Raw genomic sequence first — 19102 nt, 5'->3', positions numbered from 1 at the left:
TTATAGGGAGGAAGGTATATGTACAGTGTACTAAATGAAAAAATACAATATATCAAGGGTATTGGCCCCAAAAAAGCTGACAAGATGTCAAAGCTAGGTATATTCACCATAGAAGATGCCCTTTTCTACTTTCCAAGACAGTTTGAGGACCGTTCTAGGGTAAAGAAAGTTTTTCAACTAGAGGATGGTGAAAAAGTAGCCATAGAAGTAAAGATAGAGAGGATCAGCTCTAGAAGGGTAAGAAAGCTCAGTATAACTGAATTATTTGTAAAGGATGATACCAAGGCCTGTAAGCTTGTTTTCTTTAACAAGGGCTATCTTAGAAATACCTTTAGGGTGGGGGATGAGGTCAAGGTCTTTGGTACTGTTAAGATAAGGCCTACAGGTATTGTAGAGATGCACAATTGTGAGATAGAATACGACAAGCTAGACAAGAATACAGGAATAATAATACCGGTATACAAGCTATCTAATGGTGTTACAAACAAGGATGTCATGGGCATGATCAGGAATATTTTTGAGATGCCGGATATCAAGATCAAGGAATACCTGCCACAATGGATCATAGACAAGTACAACCTATGCGATATCAACTTTGCTATTAAGAGTATGCATTTCCCTGAGAAAAAAGAAAATGTCAAGATAGCAATGTTCAGGCTTATATTTGAAGAGCTCTTATTTTTACAGTTGGGCTTGTTCACTATAAAGGGTGACAATAGGATTGCTAGTGGCATCAGTCAGCCTGTTCACAAGGACCTAAAGGCTATTGAAAATGGTCTAGGATTCAAGTTGACACGTGCCCAACAAAGAGCCTATGATGATATCCTAAGGGATATGGAGTCAGGCAAGGTCATGAATAGGCTAGTCCAGGGTGATGTGGGATCTGGCAAGACTGCTGTTGCCCAACTTGCCTTAGCGAATACAGTACTAAATGGATATCAAGGAGCCTATATGGCACCTACCGAGATATTGGCCAACCAGCATTTTGAGTCATTTCTTGACTTTTTTAAAAATACACCAATAAGGGTAGAACTACTTACTGGGAGCGTATCCAAGAAAAGATCTGAGGATATAAGAGAAAGACTAAAAAATGGAGAGATAGACATTTTAATAGGTACCCATGCCCTTATAGAGGACAAGGTAGAGTTTAATAAGCTAGGACTTGTAATTACGGATGAACAGCATAGGTTTGGTGTTAGGCAAAGGGGTAGGCTGACTGCCAAGGCCCTTAGTCCAGATGTCTTAGTTATGACGGCTACACCTATACCTAGGACCCTTGCTCTTATTCTGTATGGAGACATGGATATATCTATTATAGACGAGTTGCCTCCAGGGAGACAAAAGATAGATACAATAGCTGTTTACGAGGACAAGAGGGATATATACTATGAGAGAAATATAAGAAAAGAAGTAGAGATGGGCCACCAGGTATATGTTGTATGTCCCTTGGTTGAAGAGAGTGAAGTATTGGATGTCAAGTCTGTCACAGAGGTATATGATGAACTCCAGTATAGGTTTTTTACAGACCTTAGAATAGGTCTATTGCACGGTAAGATGAAGCCATCAGAAAAAGATGAAGTCATGGAGGCGTTTAAAAACCATGAATTAGATATTCTGGTTTCAACTACTGTTATAGAGGTTGGGGTCAATGTGCCTAATGCCACTATTATGGTTGTAGAAAATGCAGAGAGGTTTGGACTTGCTCAGCTCCACCAGTTAAGAGGACGAGTAGGAAGGGGCAAATCCAAGTCGTATTGTTGCTTGATATACAAGTCAAGATCAGATGTCTGCAAGAAAAGGATGGATATAATGGAAGAGACCAATGACGGTTTTGTAATATCTGAAAAAGACCTTGAAATAAGGGGACCTGGAGACTTCTTTGGGACTAGGCAGCATGGTCTTCCTGAACTTAAGGTTGCAAACCTATTTAAACATATCAAGATACTTAGGATGGTTCAGCTAGAAGCCAGGGAGATATACAGTAAGGATCCAGGATTAGATTTTGTAGAAAACAAAGGATTGAGGCAAAATATAGAAAAAATGTTTAAAAATATTGGTGAAAATATATCTTTATAAGTATATTACCTAGTTAAAAGGGTCTTATTGTGATAAAATATAGGAGTACAGTTTAATTATTAATAGGAGGTATTTTAATGAGAGTTATTTCAGGGAGTGCCAGAGGACTTAAGTTAAATACTCCAGAAGATTATGACATAAGACCTACTACTGATAGGGTTAAGGAGTCGATGTTTAACGTTATATCTCCGTATGTCTATGATGCAGAGGTTCTAGATCTTTTTTCTGGAAGTGGAGCTCTTGGTATAGAGGCCTTATCAAGGGGAGCAAGCCACGTTTATTTTTGTGACAAGGATCCGAAAAGTATTGGTGTTACAAAATCAAATATATCCAAGACCAAGTTTGAAGCTAGGTCTACAGTGATACTTGGTGACTACTTAAAGGCCATTAGCAATATTTCTTCCAAAAAAGAGAAGATGGATATAATATTTATAGATCCGCCATACTATAAGGGTTTGTTTGGCGAGGTACTAAAAGAGATTGTAGACCAAGGCATACTAGAAGAAGATGGGATATTGGTAGTGGAGCATGACTATCAAGTGGCTATCGAAGAAGTAGATGGTCTTAATATCATAAAAAATAAGAAATACGGAAAAACAGCGGTAACAATTTATGGTTTGGAGGACGAAGATGAGTAAATCCATAAAGGCAATTTTTGCAGGGAGTTTTGATCCTGTCACAAATGGGCATGTAGATATTATAGAAAGAGCTTCCAAGCTATTTGACGAATTGAAAATTGGAGTTTTAATTAACCCAAATAAAAATAGTCTTTTTACAATAGAGGAAAGAATGAATTTAATAAAAGAGGCCACTTGTCATATTGACAATGTTGAAATAATATTTTTCGAAGGTCTTTTAATAGATTATTGTAAGCAAAATGATATAAGTGTATTGGTTAGGGGTGTAAGGTCTGCAGCTGATGTAGACTATGAGCTACAGATGGCCCATATGAATAAGGAATTATGTACAGATATTGAAACAGTCATATTGCCTACTAATACCAAATATTCTTTTGTTAGTTCATCATTGATAAAAGAAGTACTACACTTTAATGCAGAAATAAAAAATTTAGTTCCGGCTTGTGTTTTAAGAGAGTTGTCAAAGAAAAATAACAAAAAAGACAAGTAAGAAAAACAGGCAGGACGTGTTAATTATATAAGTCAAACAAATAAGCCATATTGATGATATGGCTAGTAAGAAATGGATTAACTGGAGGTCAGTATGAGCGAAAATATAAAAATAATGGACATAATTCATGATATGGAGATTATACTCGATGAAGCAAGTGGTTTTCCACTTTCAAAAAAAGTAGGTATAGATAAGGAAGAATTTTTGGACCTACTATCAGAACTAAAAGATGCCCTACCTTTTGAACTTGAAACTGCCATAAATATTATCAAGGAACAGGATGCAATACTTGAAGCTGCCAGAAATGACGCCAAGTTCTTGCTTGATGATGCTAAGCGTGAAAGAGATCAAAAATACAAGGAATGTAATGAAGAAATAATAATAAAAAATAAGCAAGTAGACTCTGAAATAGAAAATATGATGAAGGAAGCTACTATTAGGGCTGAAGAATTGGTATCAGAAAATAGGATAACTAAGGATGCTAAGGCTAGGTCTGAAAGGATGATAAAGGAAGCTACTGAGTATACTAGAAACCTAAGAGATGGTGCTAGAAGTTACTCAATAGAACTCCTAGACACTGCTGAATCTACTTTGGCAGAGCTTCTTGCAGAAGTGAGAAACAACAAGTCACAGCTGTAATAAATATAAATTATAGAATATTTTATATAGTTAAAGGGGAATACTGATGAAAATTGGGGGAATAATTGCGGAATACAATCCGTTTCACAATGGACACAAGTACCATATTGAAGAATTTAAGGAAAAATCATCTTGTAGTCACTTGGTTGCAGTTACTAGCGGTAACTTTGTTCAAAGAGGTGGTCCAGCCATAGTTGACAAGTACACTAGGGCTAAGATGGCCTTGGATAACGGTGTTGACCTAGTATTAGAAATGCCTGCCTATTATGCAACTCAGACAGCGGAAATATTTTCTAGAGGGGCTGTTATGACTTTAGAAGCCCTAAACTGTGTAGATAGTTTTTGCTTTGGGTCAGAACATGGAGAGATTGACAAGTTAAAAGAGGCAGCTGCCATTTCAATGGGTATCAGTGGTGACTACGAAGTTAGCCTTAGAAAAAACATAGAAGAAGGTATGCCATTTGCTGTAGCTAGGGAGATGGCAGTAAGAGAATATATGGATGAGGTACCAAGTGACTTTTTCAAGGGGTCAAACAATATCTTGGCAATAGAGTATCTAAGGGAACTTATAAGACTTGATTCAAAGATGGAGCCAATTACAATTAGAAGGATGAGTGCTGGTCACAATTCTAGGGAAGTAAGTGGTGATATATCATCTGCTACTGCTATTAGAAAGGTCTTGAATGGACTTGAGTTGCGTGAGAATGTAATGAATACAAAGGACAAGCGTGACTTCTTAAGGAAGATTTCAATTATTGAAAATAGTGTTCCAAAGACCATATATTTTGAGTTGATAGACATGATATCTAAGGAAATGTATCCGCTTGACAATGAGGACTTTTTCAGTGAAATAAGAACTTGTGTAATAAGAAATGAAGGCACACTTCACAATTATTTTGAGGTAAAAGAAGGGCTTGAAAATTCTATAAGAAAGACTGTTGTCAGGGCACCTAGATTTGACGATGTAGTTGCAGAATTGAGGTCTAAAAGATATACTTCATCAAAGATCAGAAGATGTTTGTTCAATATCCTACTAGGTGTAAAAGATAGAGATATGGACATTGCCAAGAATTTAAAGCAATTGCCATATGTTAGGGTGTTGGCTCTTAATGATAAGGGTAGAGAAATACTGAAAAAGATTAAAGAAGTATCTGACGTAGACGTAGTGTCTAGTCCAGCTAAGGCAAAGCTTACGGATTCTTATATTGAAAATCCAGTCTACAAGATGTTGTTTGATTTTGATCTTAGGTCTTCTAGTATCTACTACCAAAAATACTACAGTAACCACAGAGAACAGTTGGAGAATGGTGAGGTAGATTATTTCAACCTTATAACCAGGTTGGAACAAAAAAATGATATTGACTAGGTATGGCAATCTAATTTGAAATAGTCCTAGTAATATATATACAATGAATTATACATGGAGGTAATTATTAATGAAAGTTTTGGTATTAAATTGTGGTAGTTCATCATTGAAGTATCAGTTAGTTGATATGGACAATGAGGCTGTACTTTGCAAGGGGTTAGTTGAGAGAATAGGAATTGAAGGATCTATCCTTAAGCATGAAAAGGACGGTATGGAAGGTAAGCATATCGTTGAAGAACCAATGAAGGACCACAAGGATGCGATAGGACATGTACTAAGTGCAGTAGCTGACTCAAAAGTTGGTGCTGTAAAGGAAATGTCAGAAATAGATGCTGTAGGTCATAGAATAGTACACGGTGGAGAAAAGTTTGCTTCATCTGCAGTACTAACTGATGAAGTAGTAGCAGCTATAAAGGATTGTAGCGATCTTGCTCCTCTACACAACCCAGCTAACCTAATGGGTGTAGAAGCTTGTAAGGCTATACTTCCAGATGTACCAATGGTAGCTGTATTTGATACAGCCTTCCACCAGACTATGCCTAAGAAGTCATTTATGTATGGTCTACCACATGAATTATACACTAAGCATGGTGTAAGAAGATATGGATTCCACGGTACATCTCACCTATACGTTTCACAGAAGGCTGCTGAAATGTTAGGCAAGAAGCCAGAAGAAGTTAAGATAATAACTTGCCACCTAGGTAACGGTGCATCTATAACTGCAGTAGATGGTGGAAAGTCAGTTGATACATCAATGGGTCTTACTCCACTTGAAGGTCTAATCATGGGAACTAGATGTGGTGACATAGATCCAGCTATAATACCTTTTGTAATGAAGAAGGAAGGTTTAGATGCTGATGGTGTCGACAAGCTAATGAACAAGGAGTCAGGAGTATACGGTATGACTGGTATATCTTCAGACTTTAGAGATATAGAAGATGCTGCAGCTGAAGGTAACGAACTTGCTATCAATGCCCTAGATGCTTATGCTCAGAGAGTAAAGAAGTACATAGGTGCTTACGCTGCTGAAATGAATGGTGTAGATGCTATAGTATTTACAGCAGGTCTTGGAGAAAATGGTATAAGCATGAGAGAGAAGATCTGTGCTGACATGGACTTCATGGGTATCAAGCTAGATGCAGAAAAGAACAATGTAAGAGGTAAGGACAGAGTAATCTCAGCTGATGATTCTAAGGTTAAGGTATTATTAATACCAACAAACGAAGAATTAATGATAGCTAGAGATACACTAAGATTGTCTAAGTAGTAGAGTATATTTAGGACCCGTACTAACGGGTCCTGATATATAAATTATCCAGATTCCTCCTCTTGTCTTATGAGAATTTACAATTGTAGCTTCTATCTTTAAAAAATCAGCTATTAGCTAGAATTGTAGATTAAAACTATTGACAAAAAAAAACTTGGAATGTATAATGGATAGGTAATGTTTTTAGAGGTGATAGTTATGATGTTAAATATTGATTCTCTTAGTAATAAAAGTAGAGATCATATTGATTTTTCTATTGTTGATGAAAATTCTGAATTGGATTTTGGTCAAGGAGAGTTGAGATTGACGTCACCTATTCGTCTAGAGGGTAGGGTTGAGAGGACTGGTAGAAACTTCTTATTGAAGATGAAGGTCTCTTTTGACTATATTGATAATTGTGCTAGATGCCTAGTTGAGGTTGAAAGTGCACTTGATTATGATGTAGTTGCCTACTTGATGAGAGATGAATATGACGAAGGTGAATATGAGGATGTGGATGTATTTTCAATTGATTCCAGCGAGGTTGACCTCTTGGATATTGTAAATGCGACATTGACGAGTAATTTACCACCAAAAGTAATATGTAGCGAAGACTGCAAAGGTATATGTTCAGGCTGTGGAGTCAACCTAAACTTGCATGAATGTGAGTGTCCGGTAGATGATACAGAAGATGATGACATTGACCCTAGATTTGCTAAGTTAAAAGAATTGTTAAAATAGAGTAAGGAGGTGTCTTCATGGCAGTACCAAAGCGTAGAACATCTAAATCTAAAAAGAATATGAGAAGAGCGTCTAATTCAAAGATGGTTCCAGCTGGTTTTGTAGAGTGTCCACAGTGTCACGAACCAAAGCTTCCACACAGAGTGTGTCCAACTTGTGGATCATACGATGGTAAGGAAGTAGTATCAGTTGACTAATTAGATTTAGTAAAAAAGAGAATGTTAGGTAGCGTAGATTTTTATCTACGCTATTTTTGCGTACTTATAAAAGATAAAAAGTCTAAAAATTATATATTTTAATGTGTATAGGAACTTTAATATGGTATTATATATGTAATAAAGGCAAAGTATGGATGATACATAGTTAGTTGTTTGCAAAGAATATAAAGAAGATTAGGAAGAGATACTTGTACGATTGCTACTATCATGCTAGGTGGATGTGTTTTATTAATATATTATTAAGGAGGTAATGCTATGTTTATCAAAGAAAAAGAAAGAATCTATATGAATAATGAAGAAGGTCAGATGGTTGCTGAGGTAACCTTTCCTGAAGTAAGAGAAGGAGTCAATAATATTAACCATACTTTTGTTGACGGATCTTTAAGAGGTCAGGGAATAGCAGGCAAGCTAATGAAAGAGGCAGTTGATACAATTAGGGCTAATGGTAACGAGATTGAGGCATCATGCACATATGCAATTAAATGGCTTGATAAGGAAGGTAAATAGGATAATTTTAATAAATGCTAGTGTGATACTATTACATCTTTTTCCAATTAACACCTCTAGTCCCCTACAATACCCCTAAATATGGTATAATTATAGTATGAAAGTTAATGGAGGTAATCATGAAAATAGTTATAGATGGAATGGGTGGAGATAATGCACCACAGGCAGTTGTAGAAGGGGCTTGTATGGCTGTTAATGAATATGGTGTAGATATCATCATAACTGGTGACAAGGACCAGATTGAAAATGAATTAAAAAAGCATAACTGCGACAAGTCAAAGATAGAGCTTGTACATACAACTCAGGTAATTACAAATGAAGAAAAGCCTGTCTCAGCAATCAGGAGGAAGACTGACTCTTCTATGGTGGTTGCCCTAAAGATGGTCAAGGACAAGAAGGCTGATGTAGTAATCTCAGCTGGTTCTACTGGGGCCCTTTTAAGTGGCGGTGTATTCGTTGTAAAGAGGATTAAGGGTATTTCTAGACCTTGTATATGCTCTAGCATACCTACTATAGATGGTGGATATGTCATGCTATCGGATACAGGGGCAAATGTAGATTGTAATGTTGAGAACCTACATGATTTTGCTATAATGACAGATATTTATGCCAAGAGGGTCATGGGGATTGAAAATCCTAGGATAGCCCTAGCCAATATAGGTACTGAAGAGGCCAAGGGTAATGACCTTGTCAAGAAGTCTTTTGAAGACTTGTCTGAAGAAAAATCTATCAATTTTATAGGCAATATGGAAACTAGGGAAATCCTAAATGGTGTATGTGATGTAGTTGTTTGCGATGGATTTATAGGCAATATCATCCTAAAGACCCTAGAGGGAACTGTTATATCATTATTAAAGACCCTAAAGCAGGCTATGATGTCTACAACAAAGTCTAAGATAGGAGCCCTACTGATGAAGTCTGAACTAGTAAAGGTCAAGGACCTACTTGACTATACTGCAGTTGGTGGAGCACCGTTTTTGGGAGTTGAAGGTGGGGTCATAAAGGCACATGGTTCTTCAAATGCAAGGGCAATAAAGAATGCTATCAGACAGGGTATAGCCCTACATGAGGGTAATGTTGTCAATGAAATAAAAACATATATTGAAAATATGGGTGATAAAGAAGCATAGACTGATCTTATATAAGGAGCGTTGATATGGAAAACAAGTATACACAAGTAGATACAGAGTTGGATATGAAATACCTTAGGTTGTTGTCTAGTCGCTATCCTACTATTTCAAAGGCCAGCACAGAGATAATAAATTTGGAGGCAATACTAAATCTTCCTAAGGGGACTGAGCATTTTCTATCTGATATACATGGTGAGCATGAGCCTTTTATCCATGTATTAAAGAACGGTTCAGGTGTTGTTAGAAGAAAGATTGACGAGCTGTTCTCCGACACTATGATGGAGTCTGAAAAGAGTACGCTTGCAACCTTGGTATATTATCCAAATAGCAAGCTAGAGCTTATTAGAAAGACTGAACAAAATATGGACGAGTTTTATAGGATATATATCTACAGGCTAGTTGAGCTTTGCAAGTATTGTTCTAGTAAATATACAAGGTCCAAGGTTAGAAAGTTGCTACCTGAAGAATATTCCTACATTATAGAGGAACTATTACACGAGCATAGGAAGAGTGAGCACAAGGAAGAATACTACGAGTCTTTAATAGATACTATTATAGATTTGGGTCAGGCACAGGACTTTATAGTTGCCATATCCAAGTCTATACAGAGGTTGGTAGTTGATAGGTTGCACATAGTAGGAGACATATATGATAGGGGGCCTAGGCCTGACCTTATCATTGATAGGTTGATCAAACACCACTGTGTTGATATCCAGTGGGGCAACCACGATATTCTGTGGATGGGGGCAGCTGCAGGTGAGAAGACTTGTATAGCCAACGCTGTTAGAATATCTTCTAGGTACGCTAATTTGGATGTACTTGAGGATGTCTACGGTATCAACCTTTTGCCTCTTGCAACATTTGCATCTGCCGTTTACAAGGACGACCCTTGTAAGGAGTTTATACCAAAGGTTGACAAGGATGAGTTCAATACCAGGGAAATATCCTTGATAGCCAAGATGCACAAGGCCATATCAATAATCCAGTTCAAACTTGAGGGTGAGATTATATCTAGACATCCTGAGTATGAGATGGACCACAGGTTGCTCCTTGACAAGGTTGACTATGAGTCAGGTATCATAACTATTAAGGGTAAAGAGTATGACCTAGTCGATAGAAATTTCCCTACGATTGATCCAGCTAGTCCTTTTAGGCTTACTGGTGAGGAGCATGATGTTGTAGACAAGCTAGTCAGATCATTCTCAATGAGTGATAAATTACAAAAGCATATTAATTTTTTGTTCTCAAAGGGATCAATATATCTTAAGTACAATGGAAACCTATTAATACATGGTGGTGTTCCCCTAAATGATGATGGCAGTTTTATGTCCATGGAACTAGAGGGGCAGAGATATTCTGGCAAGGCTTTGCTGGACAAGATGGAAGCCCTTGTTAGAGAGGGTTATTATGGTTCTGACGGTAGCAAAAAAGACTACGGAAGAGACCTATTTTGGTACTTGTGGACAGGCAAGTGTTCATCCCTGTTTGGTAAAGATGATATGACTACCTATGAAAGGTATTTTATAGAGGACAAGGAGACCCACAAGGAGAACAAGAACCCTTATTTCACACTTAGGGAAGATATGGATATATTGAAGCATATATTTGATGAGTTTGATATGGATTTTGAAGAAGACCATATCATAAATGGACACGTTCCTGTAAAGTTTAAGAAGGGTGAGAGCCCAGTCAAAGCCCAGGGCAAGGTATTTGTAATAGATGGTGGATTCTCAAAGGCCTACCAGTCCAAGACGGGTATGGCTGGCTATACATTGATATACAACTCAAGGCACCTAAAGCTAATAGCCCATGAGCCATTTACATCCAAGGAAGATGCAGTAGCAAATGGAAGGGATATTATATCTTCTACAGTCCTAGTAGAGCACAAGTCCAGTAGAAAGAAGATCAAAGATACAAATGACGGTAAGCAATTACAGGAGACTGTAGAGGACTTAAAGAAGCTACTTGTAGCCTATAGGAGTGGTTTGATAAAGGAAAAATAGTTTGCAAAAATCCCTGTGATTTGGTATTATGTAGGGAGAAGTTATTAACGGAGGTGTAACATGGAAAATTTAGGACAAGTAAAAATATCTAATGATGTTATCCAGACTATAGCTGGTTTTGCAGCATTAGAAATAGAAGGAATTGACACATCAACATCATTTACAGATAAATTATTCAGAAATAACGGAATAAAGGTAGAAATCCAGGAAGACCAGGCTGAGATATCGATGGTTCTTTCTGTAAAGTACGGAGAAATAATACCAGAAGTATGCCAGAAGGTTCAGGAAAATATCATAAACGCAGTAGAAACAATGGCAGGTCTAAGGGTATCACAGGTTAACATTAGGGTTGAAAGTGTTGACGTAAAAAAGGAAAGAGAAAAGAAAGATAATGAGTAATAGGGATATAATAATACAGAGAAAAGTATCAAGAGAACTATTTATGAAGTTCTTGTACCAGGAAGCTGTACTAAAGTCTGACTGGTCTGATTTAAAAGCAAAATTTGAAGAATTTATACCTTCAGTTCAGGACGATGCAATGGAAATACATAATTCACATGGCGGTAGGGAACTTGACCTACTAGAAATGCCAGGAGATCTTTTATTGGATGCATCTTACTTGATGGATATGGTAGCTGCTTTTGATGCCAATAGAGAAGAGATAGATTCAAATATTAATAAGTTTGCAAGAAAATGGACTATTGACACCCTACCAATAGTTGATGTTGCAATACTTAGGATGGCTATTACGGAAATTCTGTACATGATAGATATACCAGACGGCATCACTTGTGACGAAGCCGTAAATTTAGCTAAGAAGTACTGTGATGACGGAGCCTACAAGTATATAAATGGTATACTTGGCAGTGTAGTAAACGACAAATAATATTATATAATATAATAACATCGTGTAGTATCAAAAAGACCCTCAGATTTTCTGGGGGTCTTTTTGATATATTAATTTTTACCATCAGTCTGCAAGCTTAAAAGAATCATCAGTTATCTCAAGCTTGTTTTTTATATTCTTAGTAGTGTAGACCTTCCTGTCTTTTGTGATGAATATTGCATCTACACCATCAATTGAATCTATAAATTTTCTACCCTTTTCAATTCCTAGGCCAAAGGTAGAAGTAGATAGGGCATCTGCATCTATTGATTTTTCTGAAATAATTGTGACTGCCTGAAGATTGTTGTCAAATGGATATCCAGTCTCAGGATCTAGCATATGGTGGTATATCTTGCCGTCTTTTTCTATATATCTTTCATATACACCTGATGTAACAACTGACTTGTCTGTAAGAACCACTATACCCATAGACTTTTGTTCTGGAGTTGTAGGATTTTGAATACCGACTGAGAAATTTTTTCCCAGACTATTATGTCCAAAAACATAAACATTGCCTCCAAGATTTATTATGGCGTCCTTTATACCATTGGATTTAAGGAGGTCTGCAACCTTATCAGCACAGTATCCCTTGGCGATTCCACCTACATCAAGTTTCATGCCAGACTTTTTTAGAAATACAGTTGATTCTTTTTCGTTTAGGACAATATCCTTGTAGTTGACAAGACCAAGCAGAGGCTTTATTTCATCTTCACTTGGAACCCTTGCCTTGTCGTTACCTATATTCCAAAGGGAAGTCAGTGGACCGATACTGACATCAAACTTGTGGTCCGTAATTTTTGAGTATCCCTCTGCAATTTTTATAACGTTGAAAGTATCGCTTGACACTTTGACAGGCCTTATACCTGCTGCCATATTTATAGCTGATATTTCACTTGAATTCATTTGTGAGCTCATCTTGTTGTGTATATCTAATATGAGTTTATCTACTTTAGGTAGTAATTTATCTGCTTTGGATTTTCTTGTATTTAGGACACTTATGTTATTTACTGTATCTAGGTAGTAGTTGGTAGTGGAATATGTATCTTTTTTGTCGAACATATTATAGGATACCATACCTATAAGGCCTACTATAACAATAGTGGCTATTATTTTTAATAAACTAATTTTTTTCATTTTACCCCCTTTTATGATATAATTGTATAAGTTGTATAATAATTGAACTACAATGTATTATACCATAAATAGTAAAAAAATAGTAAAATATGTTAATGATTAAGAGGATTTTATGAAAAAAAGAGATTTGATATTGATAGCTATCATAGCTATTGTAATAGGACAATTAATAATTATGAATAAATTTATAAACTCTGAAAAGCCTGATAAGGTAGAGATTTATTATGATAACAAGCTGTATCAGGAATGCTCTATAAATGATACAAAAAGGATAAATATTAAGTCTGGCGATGTTTATAACATTATATCCATACATGACAAGGGGGTAGAGATGACCCATGCCAATTGTCCAGACAAGGTATGCGTAAAGACTGGATTTATAAACAAGCCAGGTCAGAGTATAGTGTGTATACCGCATAAGATAAATATAAAGATAGTTTCTCAGGATTCAAGTAAAAATGATGAAGAGATACTTGCTAAATAGGTTTGAAATTATAAATCTTCTTTAGTCTAATTAGGATGATTTTGATATGATGAATGTTTTAGGGTTCTTTAGGAGGAAGATATGATAACTTTTAATAATGAATGGGACAGGATTCTGGAGGATGAATTTAAAAAAGACTACTATTTAAAGCTCAGGGAGTTTCTAAAAAAAGAATACTATACCCAGACTATTTTTCCAGATATGTACGATATATTTAACGCCTTTAAGTATACTGATTATAAGGATGTCAAGGTCCTTATTCTGGGGCAAGATCCATATCATGATGACGGACAGGCCCATGGTCTAGCATTTTCTGTTCAACCGGGTATAAAGACACCTCCATCCCTGCTAAATATGTATAAGGAACTAAAAGAGGAGATGGGCTTGTATATACCTAACAACGGATACCTAAAGTCTTGGGCAGACCAGGGTATAATGCTCCTTAATACTGCACTTACTGTAAGGGCTCACCAGGCCAATTCTCACAGGAATATGGGTTGGGAGATATTCACAGATAATGTTATAAAATACTTAAATGATAGGCAAGATCCTATTATATTCGTCTTGTGGGGAGCAAATGCAAGGAGGAAAAAAGACTTTATAGACCAGACTAGACACTATGTCTTGGAGGCACCTCATCCAAGTCCACTATCTGCTCATAGGGGATTTTTTGGATGTGGACATTTTTTAAAGATAAATGAAATACTTGAAAATTTGGGTAAGGATAAGATTGACTGGCAGATAAGAGATATATAGTATCTATACCATAGATACTATATATCTATAGATAATAACTATAATGATATTGATTTTATTATATACATATGTTAATATAATAAGGTATTATCTGGGGGTGAATGGGTGCTGGTGTGCCCTCTAGTCTTCAAAACTAGTATGAGGGGTTAGTAGCCTCTTGGGTGAGTTCGATTCTCACGCATTCCCGCCAATTTGAAAGTTAAGCGATACCTTAGGGTGTCGCTTTTTTTATTAGGAAGCAACTTATTGATAGGTATTGATTTTTATAAGCATTAGTTTTTATAGGACTCGTATCTATTTTTGTGTATGATTTATTATGGAGGTAGTATTATGGATTTTGTGGCATCTTTTAGTGGTGGTAAGGATTCTACACTGTCAATAATTGATATGGTTAAAAAGGGTCATAGGTTGGTGGCTATACTTGTTGCTATACAAGGAAAGTCTTCATGGGTCCACCAAATTGACAAGTCTTATTTTGATAGATTTGCCGATATTTTTGCGTGTCAGATTATATATATAGACTCTTCAAAAGATGATTATGATAGTGAGTTTGTAAGGGGACTTACAGAGGCTAAGTCCATAGGGGCTGACGTATGTATATTTGGAGACATAAATATTTTAGACCATGTGAGATGGAATGAATCTGTATCTAATAAGGCTGGAATAATAGCCTACCATCCACTATTGAATAGGACTAGTAGGTCAGTGGTAAGTGAAATTGTTGAATTAGGAATCAAGTCAAGCATCATCAAAGTTAGAAAAGATATAGATAAAATCTATATTGGATCGAATGTCGACAAGGATTTTATAGGAGAATTTTCAAGTAGGTATCCCGATTTTGATATATGTGGTGAAAAAGGAGAGTACCATACTAGAGTAGACCTTGACTCCCTAGAGGATATAATCTCAAAAATACCTTGTGGGGGGGACTTATATTTTGATAATGCGTCTACCTGCTTTCCAAAGGCTCCTGGTGTAGCTGGTATCTGTTCTAGATTTATATCAGATAGGTCTTATTCAATCAATAGGGGAACCTTTAGGGGTGCCTATGATCTCAGTTCAGACATTATTGACCACAGGGAGGATGTTTTAGACTTGTTTGGAGCAGACAAGAAGTCATATGAGTGTGTTTTTACTAATTCTGCTACAATATCAATAAATACCATCCTTTTTGGAAGTCTTAAAAGGGGTGACCATATAATATTAGATGACAAGCTCCACAATTCAACTTGGAGAGTTGTAAATAAATTAAGGGCTGATGGAGTAGAAGTTGGCTACTGGAAAATGAAGGATAATAAATACAGGATTGATGATTTTAGAACTCTTCTTAGAGAAAATACAAGAATGGTGTTTTTGACCATGGTCGACAATATTGCAGGAGCCTATATTGTAGATGATATAGATGACTATGGAGCTTTTGTGTCCTTGGTTAGGGAAAACAATATTGTATACGCTGGAGACGGGGTACAGCTAGCTATTGAAAGAGAATTTTCAGTGGATGAACTAGGTTTAGATATATTTGTAGCTACTAGCCATATTGGTATGATGGCTACAGAGGGTCTTTCATATTTGATAGGCAAAAAAGAGGTCCTAGAGTCTATAGAACCCTTGGTTTATGGTGGCACAGGTAGCCAGTCCAATTTAGAGACGATGCCTGAAACCCTACCTGATAAGTTTGAAGTAGGCAGTATAAACACAACAGCCATTTTCTCAGCGATAAGGTCTATATCATATATAAGGTCTAGGGGTGTTGCTAGTATTATAGAAAAGAAACACAGGCTTGCAGAACATCTTAGACAAGGCATAAAAAATATAGATGGTGTAAGGGTTATAGGGGATGGATCTTTCTGCCTAGTACTTGCAGATAATGACTCTAATATAGATATGTCAGTATTGATGTTTATGTTAGATTACCAGTACAATATAAAGGCTAGGGTAGGTGTTCAATGTTCAAAGATGGCCAATGACCATTATGAATCATACCCTGGAGGTATAAGGTTTAGCATGGGATATTTCAATACGGATAGACAAGTTGACTACCTAATAGAGTCTATCAAAAGCGCTGTCAAAAGCTGTTAGAACCGAAAACATATAGTCCATATATTATAGTATGTGTATATAGTCTATATATTATAGTATGTGTATATAGAATATTTAATATAGATATAATATATAATTGAGATTTCAGATATTATATATTTCTATATATTATCATTTGGATTTTCATTTGCAAATATATATGATAGTATGTAGATAGGATTATATTGTCTAGTATTATAGATACTAGATTATTACAAAAATTACAAATCCTAATATTATGTTAACGGGGGGAAATTAAAATGGCTGATTACAGAGAAATGTGGAAAGACCTAGGTATGGATTTAGAGACTCACGACCTCTTATGTGAGGTATTGCCTGTAGCTTTTACAGATGTTTACCTATCTCAAAAGAATAGACCAGAGGGTATGGGATATTATGATTTTGTTGTTTCTGAAATACATGGAGTAAGACCAGCAGAATTAATTGAGGCACAGAAAAATGGTAAGAAGGTTTTCGGTAGCTTCTGTATATTTGTACCAGATGAAGTTATATTTGCAGCAGATGCGATTGCAACAGGTCTATGTGGAGGATCTCAGTTCTGGGTTCCAGGTGGAGAAAAGGTTTTACCAACTAATACCTGTCCACTAATCAAGGCTTCAGTAGGTGCTAGACTAGATAGAACATGTCCATTCTTTAGAATTGCCGATATGTATATTGGTGAAACTACTTGTGATGGTAAGAAAAAAGCTTGGGAAATCTTAAAAGAGGACGTTCCTATGTATGTAATGGACCTACCTCAGATGAAGAGAAGAAAAGACTATAAGGCATGGGCTGAAGAGATAACAGCTCTAAAGGATAAGGTTGAAGAATTCACAGGTAATAAGGTGGATGCTGAAAAACTTGCAGCTTCAATCAAGCTTATAAATGATAAGAGAAGAGCACTTCAAAGGCTAAGTAACTTTAGAAAGAACAAGAATATACCTATTTCTGGTAAGGATGTACTTTTAATATCTCAGATAGCTTTCTATGATGATCCTACAAGATTTACACAGATGACAAATGCCCTATGTGACGAACTAGACAAGAGAGTTGAAGAGGGTATAAGTGTATTCCCTAAGGGAACAAAGAGAATATTACTTGCAGGTACTCCACTTGCAATACCAAACTGGAAGCTTCATAACATAGTAGAGACAACTGGTGGAGCGGTAGTCTGTGAAGAAATGTGTACAGGTACTAGGTATTTTGAAAACCTAGTTGAAGAAGGTAGAGATACATTTGAAGGACAGGTAGAGGCACTTGCAGAGAGATATATGAATATCAACTGTGCATGCTTTACGCCAAACGAAGCTAGAATAGATGATATAAAGAGACTTGTAAAAGAATATGATATAGATGGTGTTATAGACGTTAACTTAAAGTTCTGTAACCTATACGACACAGAAGGTTTCCTAGTAGAAAGAGCCCTAAAAGAAGCAGGTATACCAGTACTTGGAATAGAAACTGATTATACAGATGCAGATGCACAGCAGCTAAGAACTAGAATAGGTGCCTTCATAGAAATGTTAGGCTAGGAATTAGTAAATACCTAACACCTAGTCAGCCCAAGTAGATTATTGCAATAGCAGTAGTTGGGCAAGGTCAAAAATATAAAAAGGATTGATGATTATGGAAAAAGTATACTATGTACTGTTTAACAACCATACCAATGGTCTAAAACTACATAAGGTTCTAAGGAGTAAGGGTTTAACAGCAACAATCTCTCCAACTCCTAGGTCCCTATCTAAGTGTTGTGGAGTCTCACTTATAGTGGATGAGGCTGAGCTTGAAGAAGTTAGGGAAGCTATTAGAGAAAATGATATTGAGATCCTTGATATTGAGTATATCAAAAAGGATGTAAATAACAATAGGGATGTTTACTGTTAAGGGGTGATCAAGTGATATTTGTTGGTATAGATATAGGATCTACTGCATCAAAGGTTGCAGTTAGAGGTGATAAATCAGGTGAGTTTGTAATGCCTACTGGATGGTCTAGCAAGGAAACTGCCAGGATAATAAGAGATAGGTTGTTGGACAAGGGTATAGATGTTGATTCAGACAGTGTAATAGTTGGGGCTACAGGCTACGGAAGGGTAGCTGTAGACTTTTCAGACTATGTTGTAACTGAGATTACCTGCCATGGTAAGGGTGGTTATGAGCTGGCTGGAAGAGATTGTACTATTATAGACATCGGTGGACAGGATACCAAGGTCATTAAAATTGAAAATGGTATGGTGAGTGATTTCTTGATGAATGACAAGTGTTCAGCAGGAACAGGCAAGTTCCTAGAAATAATGGCAAACAGGCTAGGTGTAGACATCAATGAGCTATTTGAAATGGCTAAGTTGGGTCAGCCTCTTGCTATTTCATCACTATGTACTGTATTTGCAGAATCTGAAATAATCAATTTTATAGGTGAAGGAAAGCCTAGAGAAGACATAGCCTGTGGGGTTGTAGACTCAGTAGCAGGCAAGGTCGGTCAGTTGTTTTCAAAATTTGCCAATACGGACTATGTAATACTAACAGGTGGAATAAGTCACAACCAGTACTTTGCAGATTTATTATCTAAGAAGTTGAGACTGCCTGTTGGGACTTGCGAATATGGTAGGTTTGCAGGAGCTCTCGGTGCTCTTAGGATAGCAGAGCAGAAATATGCAAAAGAACATGAATAATCATTAAGAATATATATGAAAAAGACAGGACCCTTCATGT

20 protein-coding genes and 1 tRNA gene are annotated in these 19102 nt (G+C 36.5%); 20 read left to right on the top strand and 1 reads right to left on the bottom strand.

Annotation, left to right across the window (positions count from 1 at the left end):
- The first annotated feature begins 18 nt into the window (after positions 1–18).
- From recG to nusB, 13 genes are all read left to right on the top strand, one after another.
- Entirely contained in the window at positions 19–2076 is a 2058-nt protein-coding gene (gene recG / locus HMPREF0631_RS00720; protein ID WP_002842671.1) for an ATP-dependent DNA helicase RecG, read from the top strand.
- A 77-nt stretch (positions 2077–2153) separates the two neighbouring features.
- Positions 2154–2714: a 16S rRNA (guanine(966)-N(2))-methyltransferase RsmD gene (gene rsmD / locus HMPREF0631_RS00715; RefSeq protein ID WP_002842687.1), complete on the top strand. Its 561-nt coding sequence runs from the start codon at positions 2154–2156 to the stop codon at positions 2712–2714.
- Positions 2707–3204, top strand: a complete 498-nt coding sequence (coaD, locus tag HMPREF0631_RS00710; RefSeq protein ID WP_002842722.1) for a pantetheine-phosphate adenylyltransferase — start codon at positions 2707–2709, stop codon at positions 3202–3204. The genes rsmD and coaD overlap by 8 nt, the downstream gene beginning before the upstream one ends.
- A 93-nt stretch (positions 3205–3297) precedes the next feature.
- A complete protein-coding gene (locus HMPREF0631_RS00705) occupies positions 3298–3843 on the top strand; it encodes a hypothetical protein (protein WP_002842675.1) in 546 nt (181 codons plus the stop codon).
- A gap of 46 nt (positions 3844–3889) precedes the next feature.
- Entirely contained in the window at positions 3890–5209 is a 1320-nt protein-coding gene (locus HMPREF0631_RS00700; RefSeq protein ID WP_002842683.1) for a nucleotidyltransferase, read from the top strand.
- Between the two features lie 70 nt (positions 5210–5279).
- Positions 5280–6476 carry an acetate/propionate family kinase gene (locus HMPREF0631_RS00695; RefSeq protein WP_002842704.1) on the top strand — a complete coding sequence of 399 codons (1197 nt, stop codon included), beginning with the start codon at positions 5280–5282 and terminating at the stop codon, positions 6474–6476.
- A 198-nt stretch (positions 6477–6674) separates the two neighbouring features.
- Entirely contained in the window at positions 6675–7196 is a 522-nt protein-coding gene (locus tag HMPREF0631_RS00690; protein WP_002842670.1) for a YceD family protein, read from the top strand.
- Between the two features lie 17 nt (positions 7197–7213).
- A complete protein-coding gene (gene rpmF, locus HMPREF0631_RS00685) occupies positions 7214–7393 on the top strand; it encodes a 50S ribosomal protein L32 (protein WP_002842672.1) in 180 nt (59 codons plus the stop codon).
- Between the two features lie 276 nt (positions 7394–7669).
- The gene (locus tag HMPREF0631_RS00680) at positions 7670–7921 is read left to right on the top strand and encodes a GNAT family N-acetyltransferase (RefSeq protein WP_002842719.1); all 252 of its coding nucleotides are present in this window, start codon (positions 7670–7672) and stop codon (positions 7919–7921) included.
- A 119-nt stretch (positions 7922–8040) separates the two neighbouring features.
- A complete protein-coding gene (gene plsX, locus HMPREF0631_RS00675; RefSeq protein ID WP_002842721.1) occupies positions 8041–9051 on the top strand; it encodes a phosphate acyltransferase PlsX in 1011 nt (336 codons plus the stop codon).
- Between the two features lie 26 nt (positions 9052–9077).
- A complete protein-coding gene (locus HMPREF0631_RS00670; RefSeq protein WP_002842713.1) occupies positions 9078–11054 on the top strand; it encodes a fructose-bisphosphatase class III in 1977 nt (658 codons plus the stop codon).
- Positions 11055–11114: 60 nt separating this feature from the next.
- Positions 11115–11453, top strand: coding sequence for an Asp23/Gls24 family envelope stress response protein (locus HMPREF0631_RS00665; RefSeq protein WP_002842666.1), 339 nt, complete (start codon positions 11115–11117; stop codon positions 11451–11453).
- The gene (gene nusB / locus HMPREF0631_RS00660; protein WP_002842685.1) at positions 11446–11940 is read left to right on the top strand and encodes a transcription antitermination factor NusB; all 495 of its coding nucleotides are present in this window, start codon (positions 11446–11448) and stop codon (positions 11938–11940) included. The genes HMPREF0631_RS00665 and nusB overlap by 8 nt, the downstream gene beginning before the upstream one ends.
- An 84-nt stretch (positions 11941–12024) precedes the next feature.
- On the opposite strand, the gene HMPREF0631_RS00655 is transcribed toward nusB, so the two are convergent.
- Positions 12025–13074, bottom strand: coding sequence for an FAD:protein FMN transferase (locus HMPREF0631_RS00655; protein WP_002842681.1), 1050 nt, complete (start codon positions 13072–13074; stop codon positions 12025–12027).
- A 112-nt stretch (positions 13075–13186) separates the two neighbouring features.
- On the opposite strand from HMPREF0631_RS00655, the gene HMPREF0631_RS00650 reads away from it, so the two are divergent.
- The 7 genes from HMPREF0631_RS00650 (at position 13187) to HMPREF0631_RS00625 (ending at position 19062) form a co-directional block, all read left to right on the top strand.
- A complete protein-coding gene (locus tag HMPREF0631_RS00650) occupies positions 13187–13558 on the top strand; it encodes a NusG domain II-containing protein (protein ID WP_002842700.1) in 372 nt (123 codons plus the stop codon).
- 81 nt (positions 13559–13639) lie between these two features.
- Positions 13640–14314 (top strand): uracil-DNA glycosylase, encoded by a 675-nt coding sequence (locus HMPREF0631_RS00645; RefSeq protein ID WP_002842718.1) that lies wholly within the window; start codon positions 13640–13642, stop codon positions 14312–14314.
- Between the two features lie 93 nt (positions 14315–14407).
- Positions 14408–14504 (top strand) — tRNA-Sec (locus tag HMPREF0631_RS09895).
- A 140-nt stretch (positions 14505–14644) separates the two neighbouring features.
- On the top strand, positions 14645–16393 hold the full coding sequence (locus HMPREF0631_RS00640; RefSeq protein ID WP_002842705.1) for an aminotransferase class V-fold PLP-dependent enzyme: 1749 nt from the start codon (positions 14645–14647) through the stop codon (positions 16391–16393).
- Positions 16394–16653: 260 nt separating this feature from the next.
- Positions 16654–17925, top strand: a complete 1272-nt coding sequence (locus tag HMPREF0631_RS00635) for a double-cubane-cluster-containing anaerobic reductase (RefSeq protein WP_002842679.1) — start codon at positions 16654–16656, stop codon at positions 17923–17925.
- 94 nt (positions 17926–18019) lie between these two features.
- Positions 18020–18277, top strand: a complete 258-nt coding sequence (locus HMPREF0631_RS00630; RefSeq protein ID WP_019595287.1) for a DUF3343 domain-containing protein — start codon at positions 18020–18022, stop codon at positions 18275–18277.
- A gap of 11 nt (positions 18278–18288) precedes the next feature.
- Positions 18289–19062, top strand: coding sequence for an acyl-CoA dehydratase activase (locus HMPREF0631_RS00625; RefSeq protein WP_002842695.1), 774 nt, complete (start codon positions 18289–18291; stop codon positions 19060–19062).
- Positions 19063–19102 lie beyond the last annotated feature (40 nt).

The sequence above is a fragment of the Peptostreptococcus anaerobius 653-L genome, assembly GCF_000178095.1.
GTDB lineage: Bacteria > Bacillota > Clostridia > Peptostreptococcales > Peptostreptococcaceae > Peptostreptococcus > Peptostreptococcus anaerobius.
The sequence above is the reverse complement of the archived record's forward strand: the minus strand, read 5'-3'. Positions and strand labels throughout refer to the sequence as shown.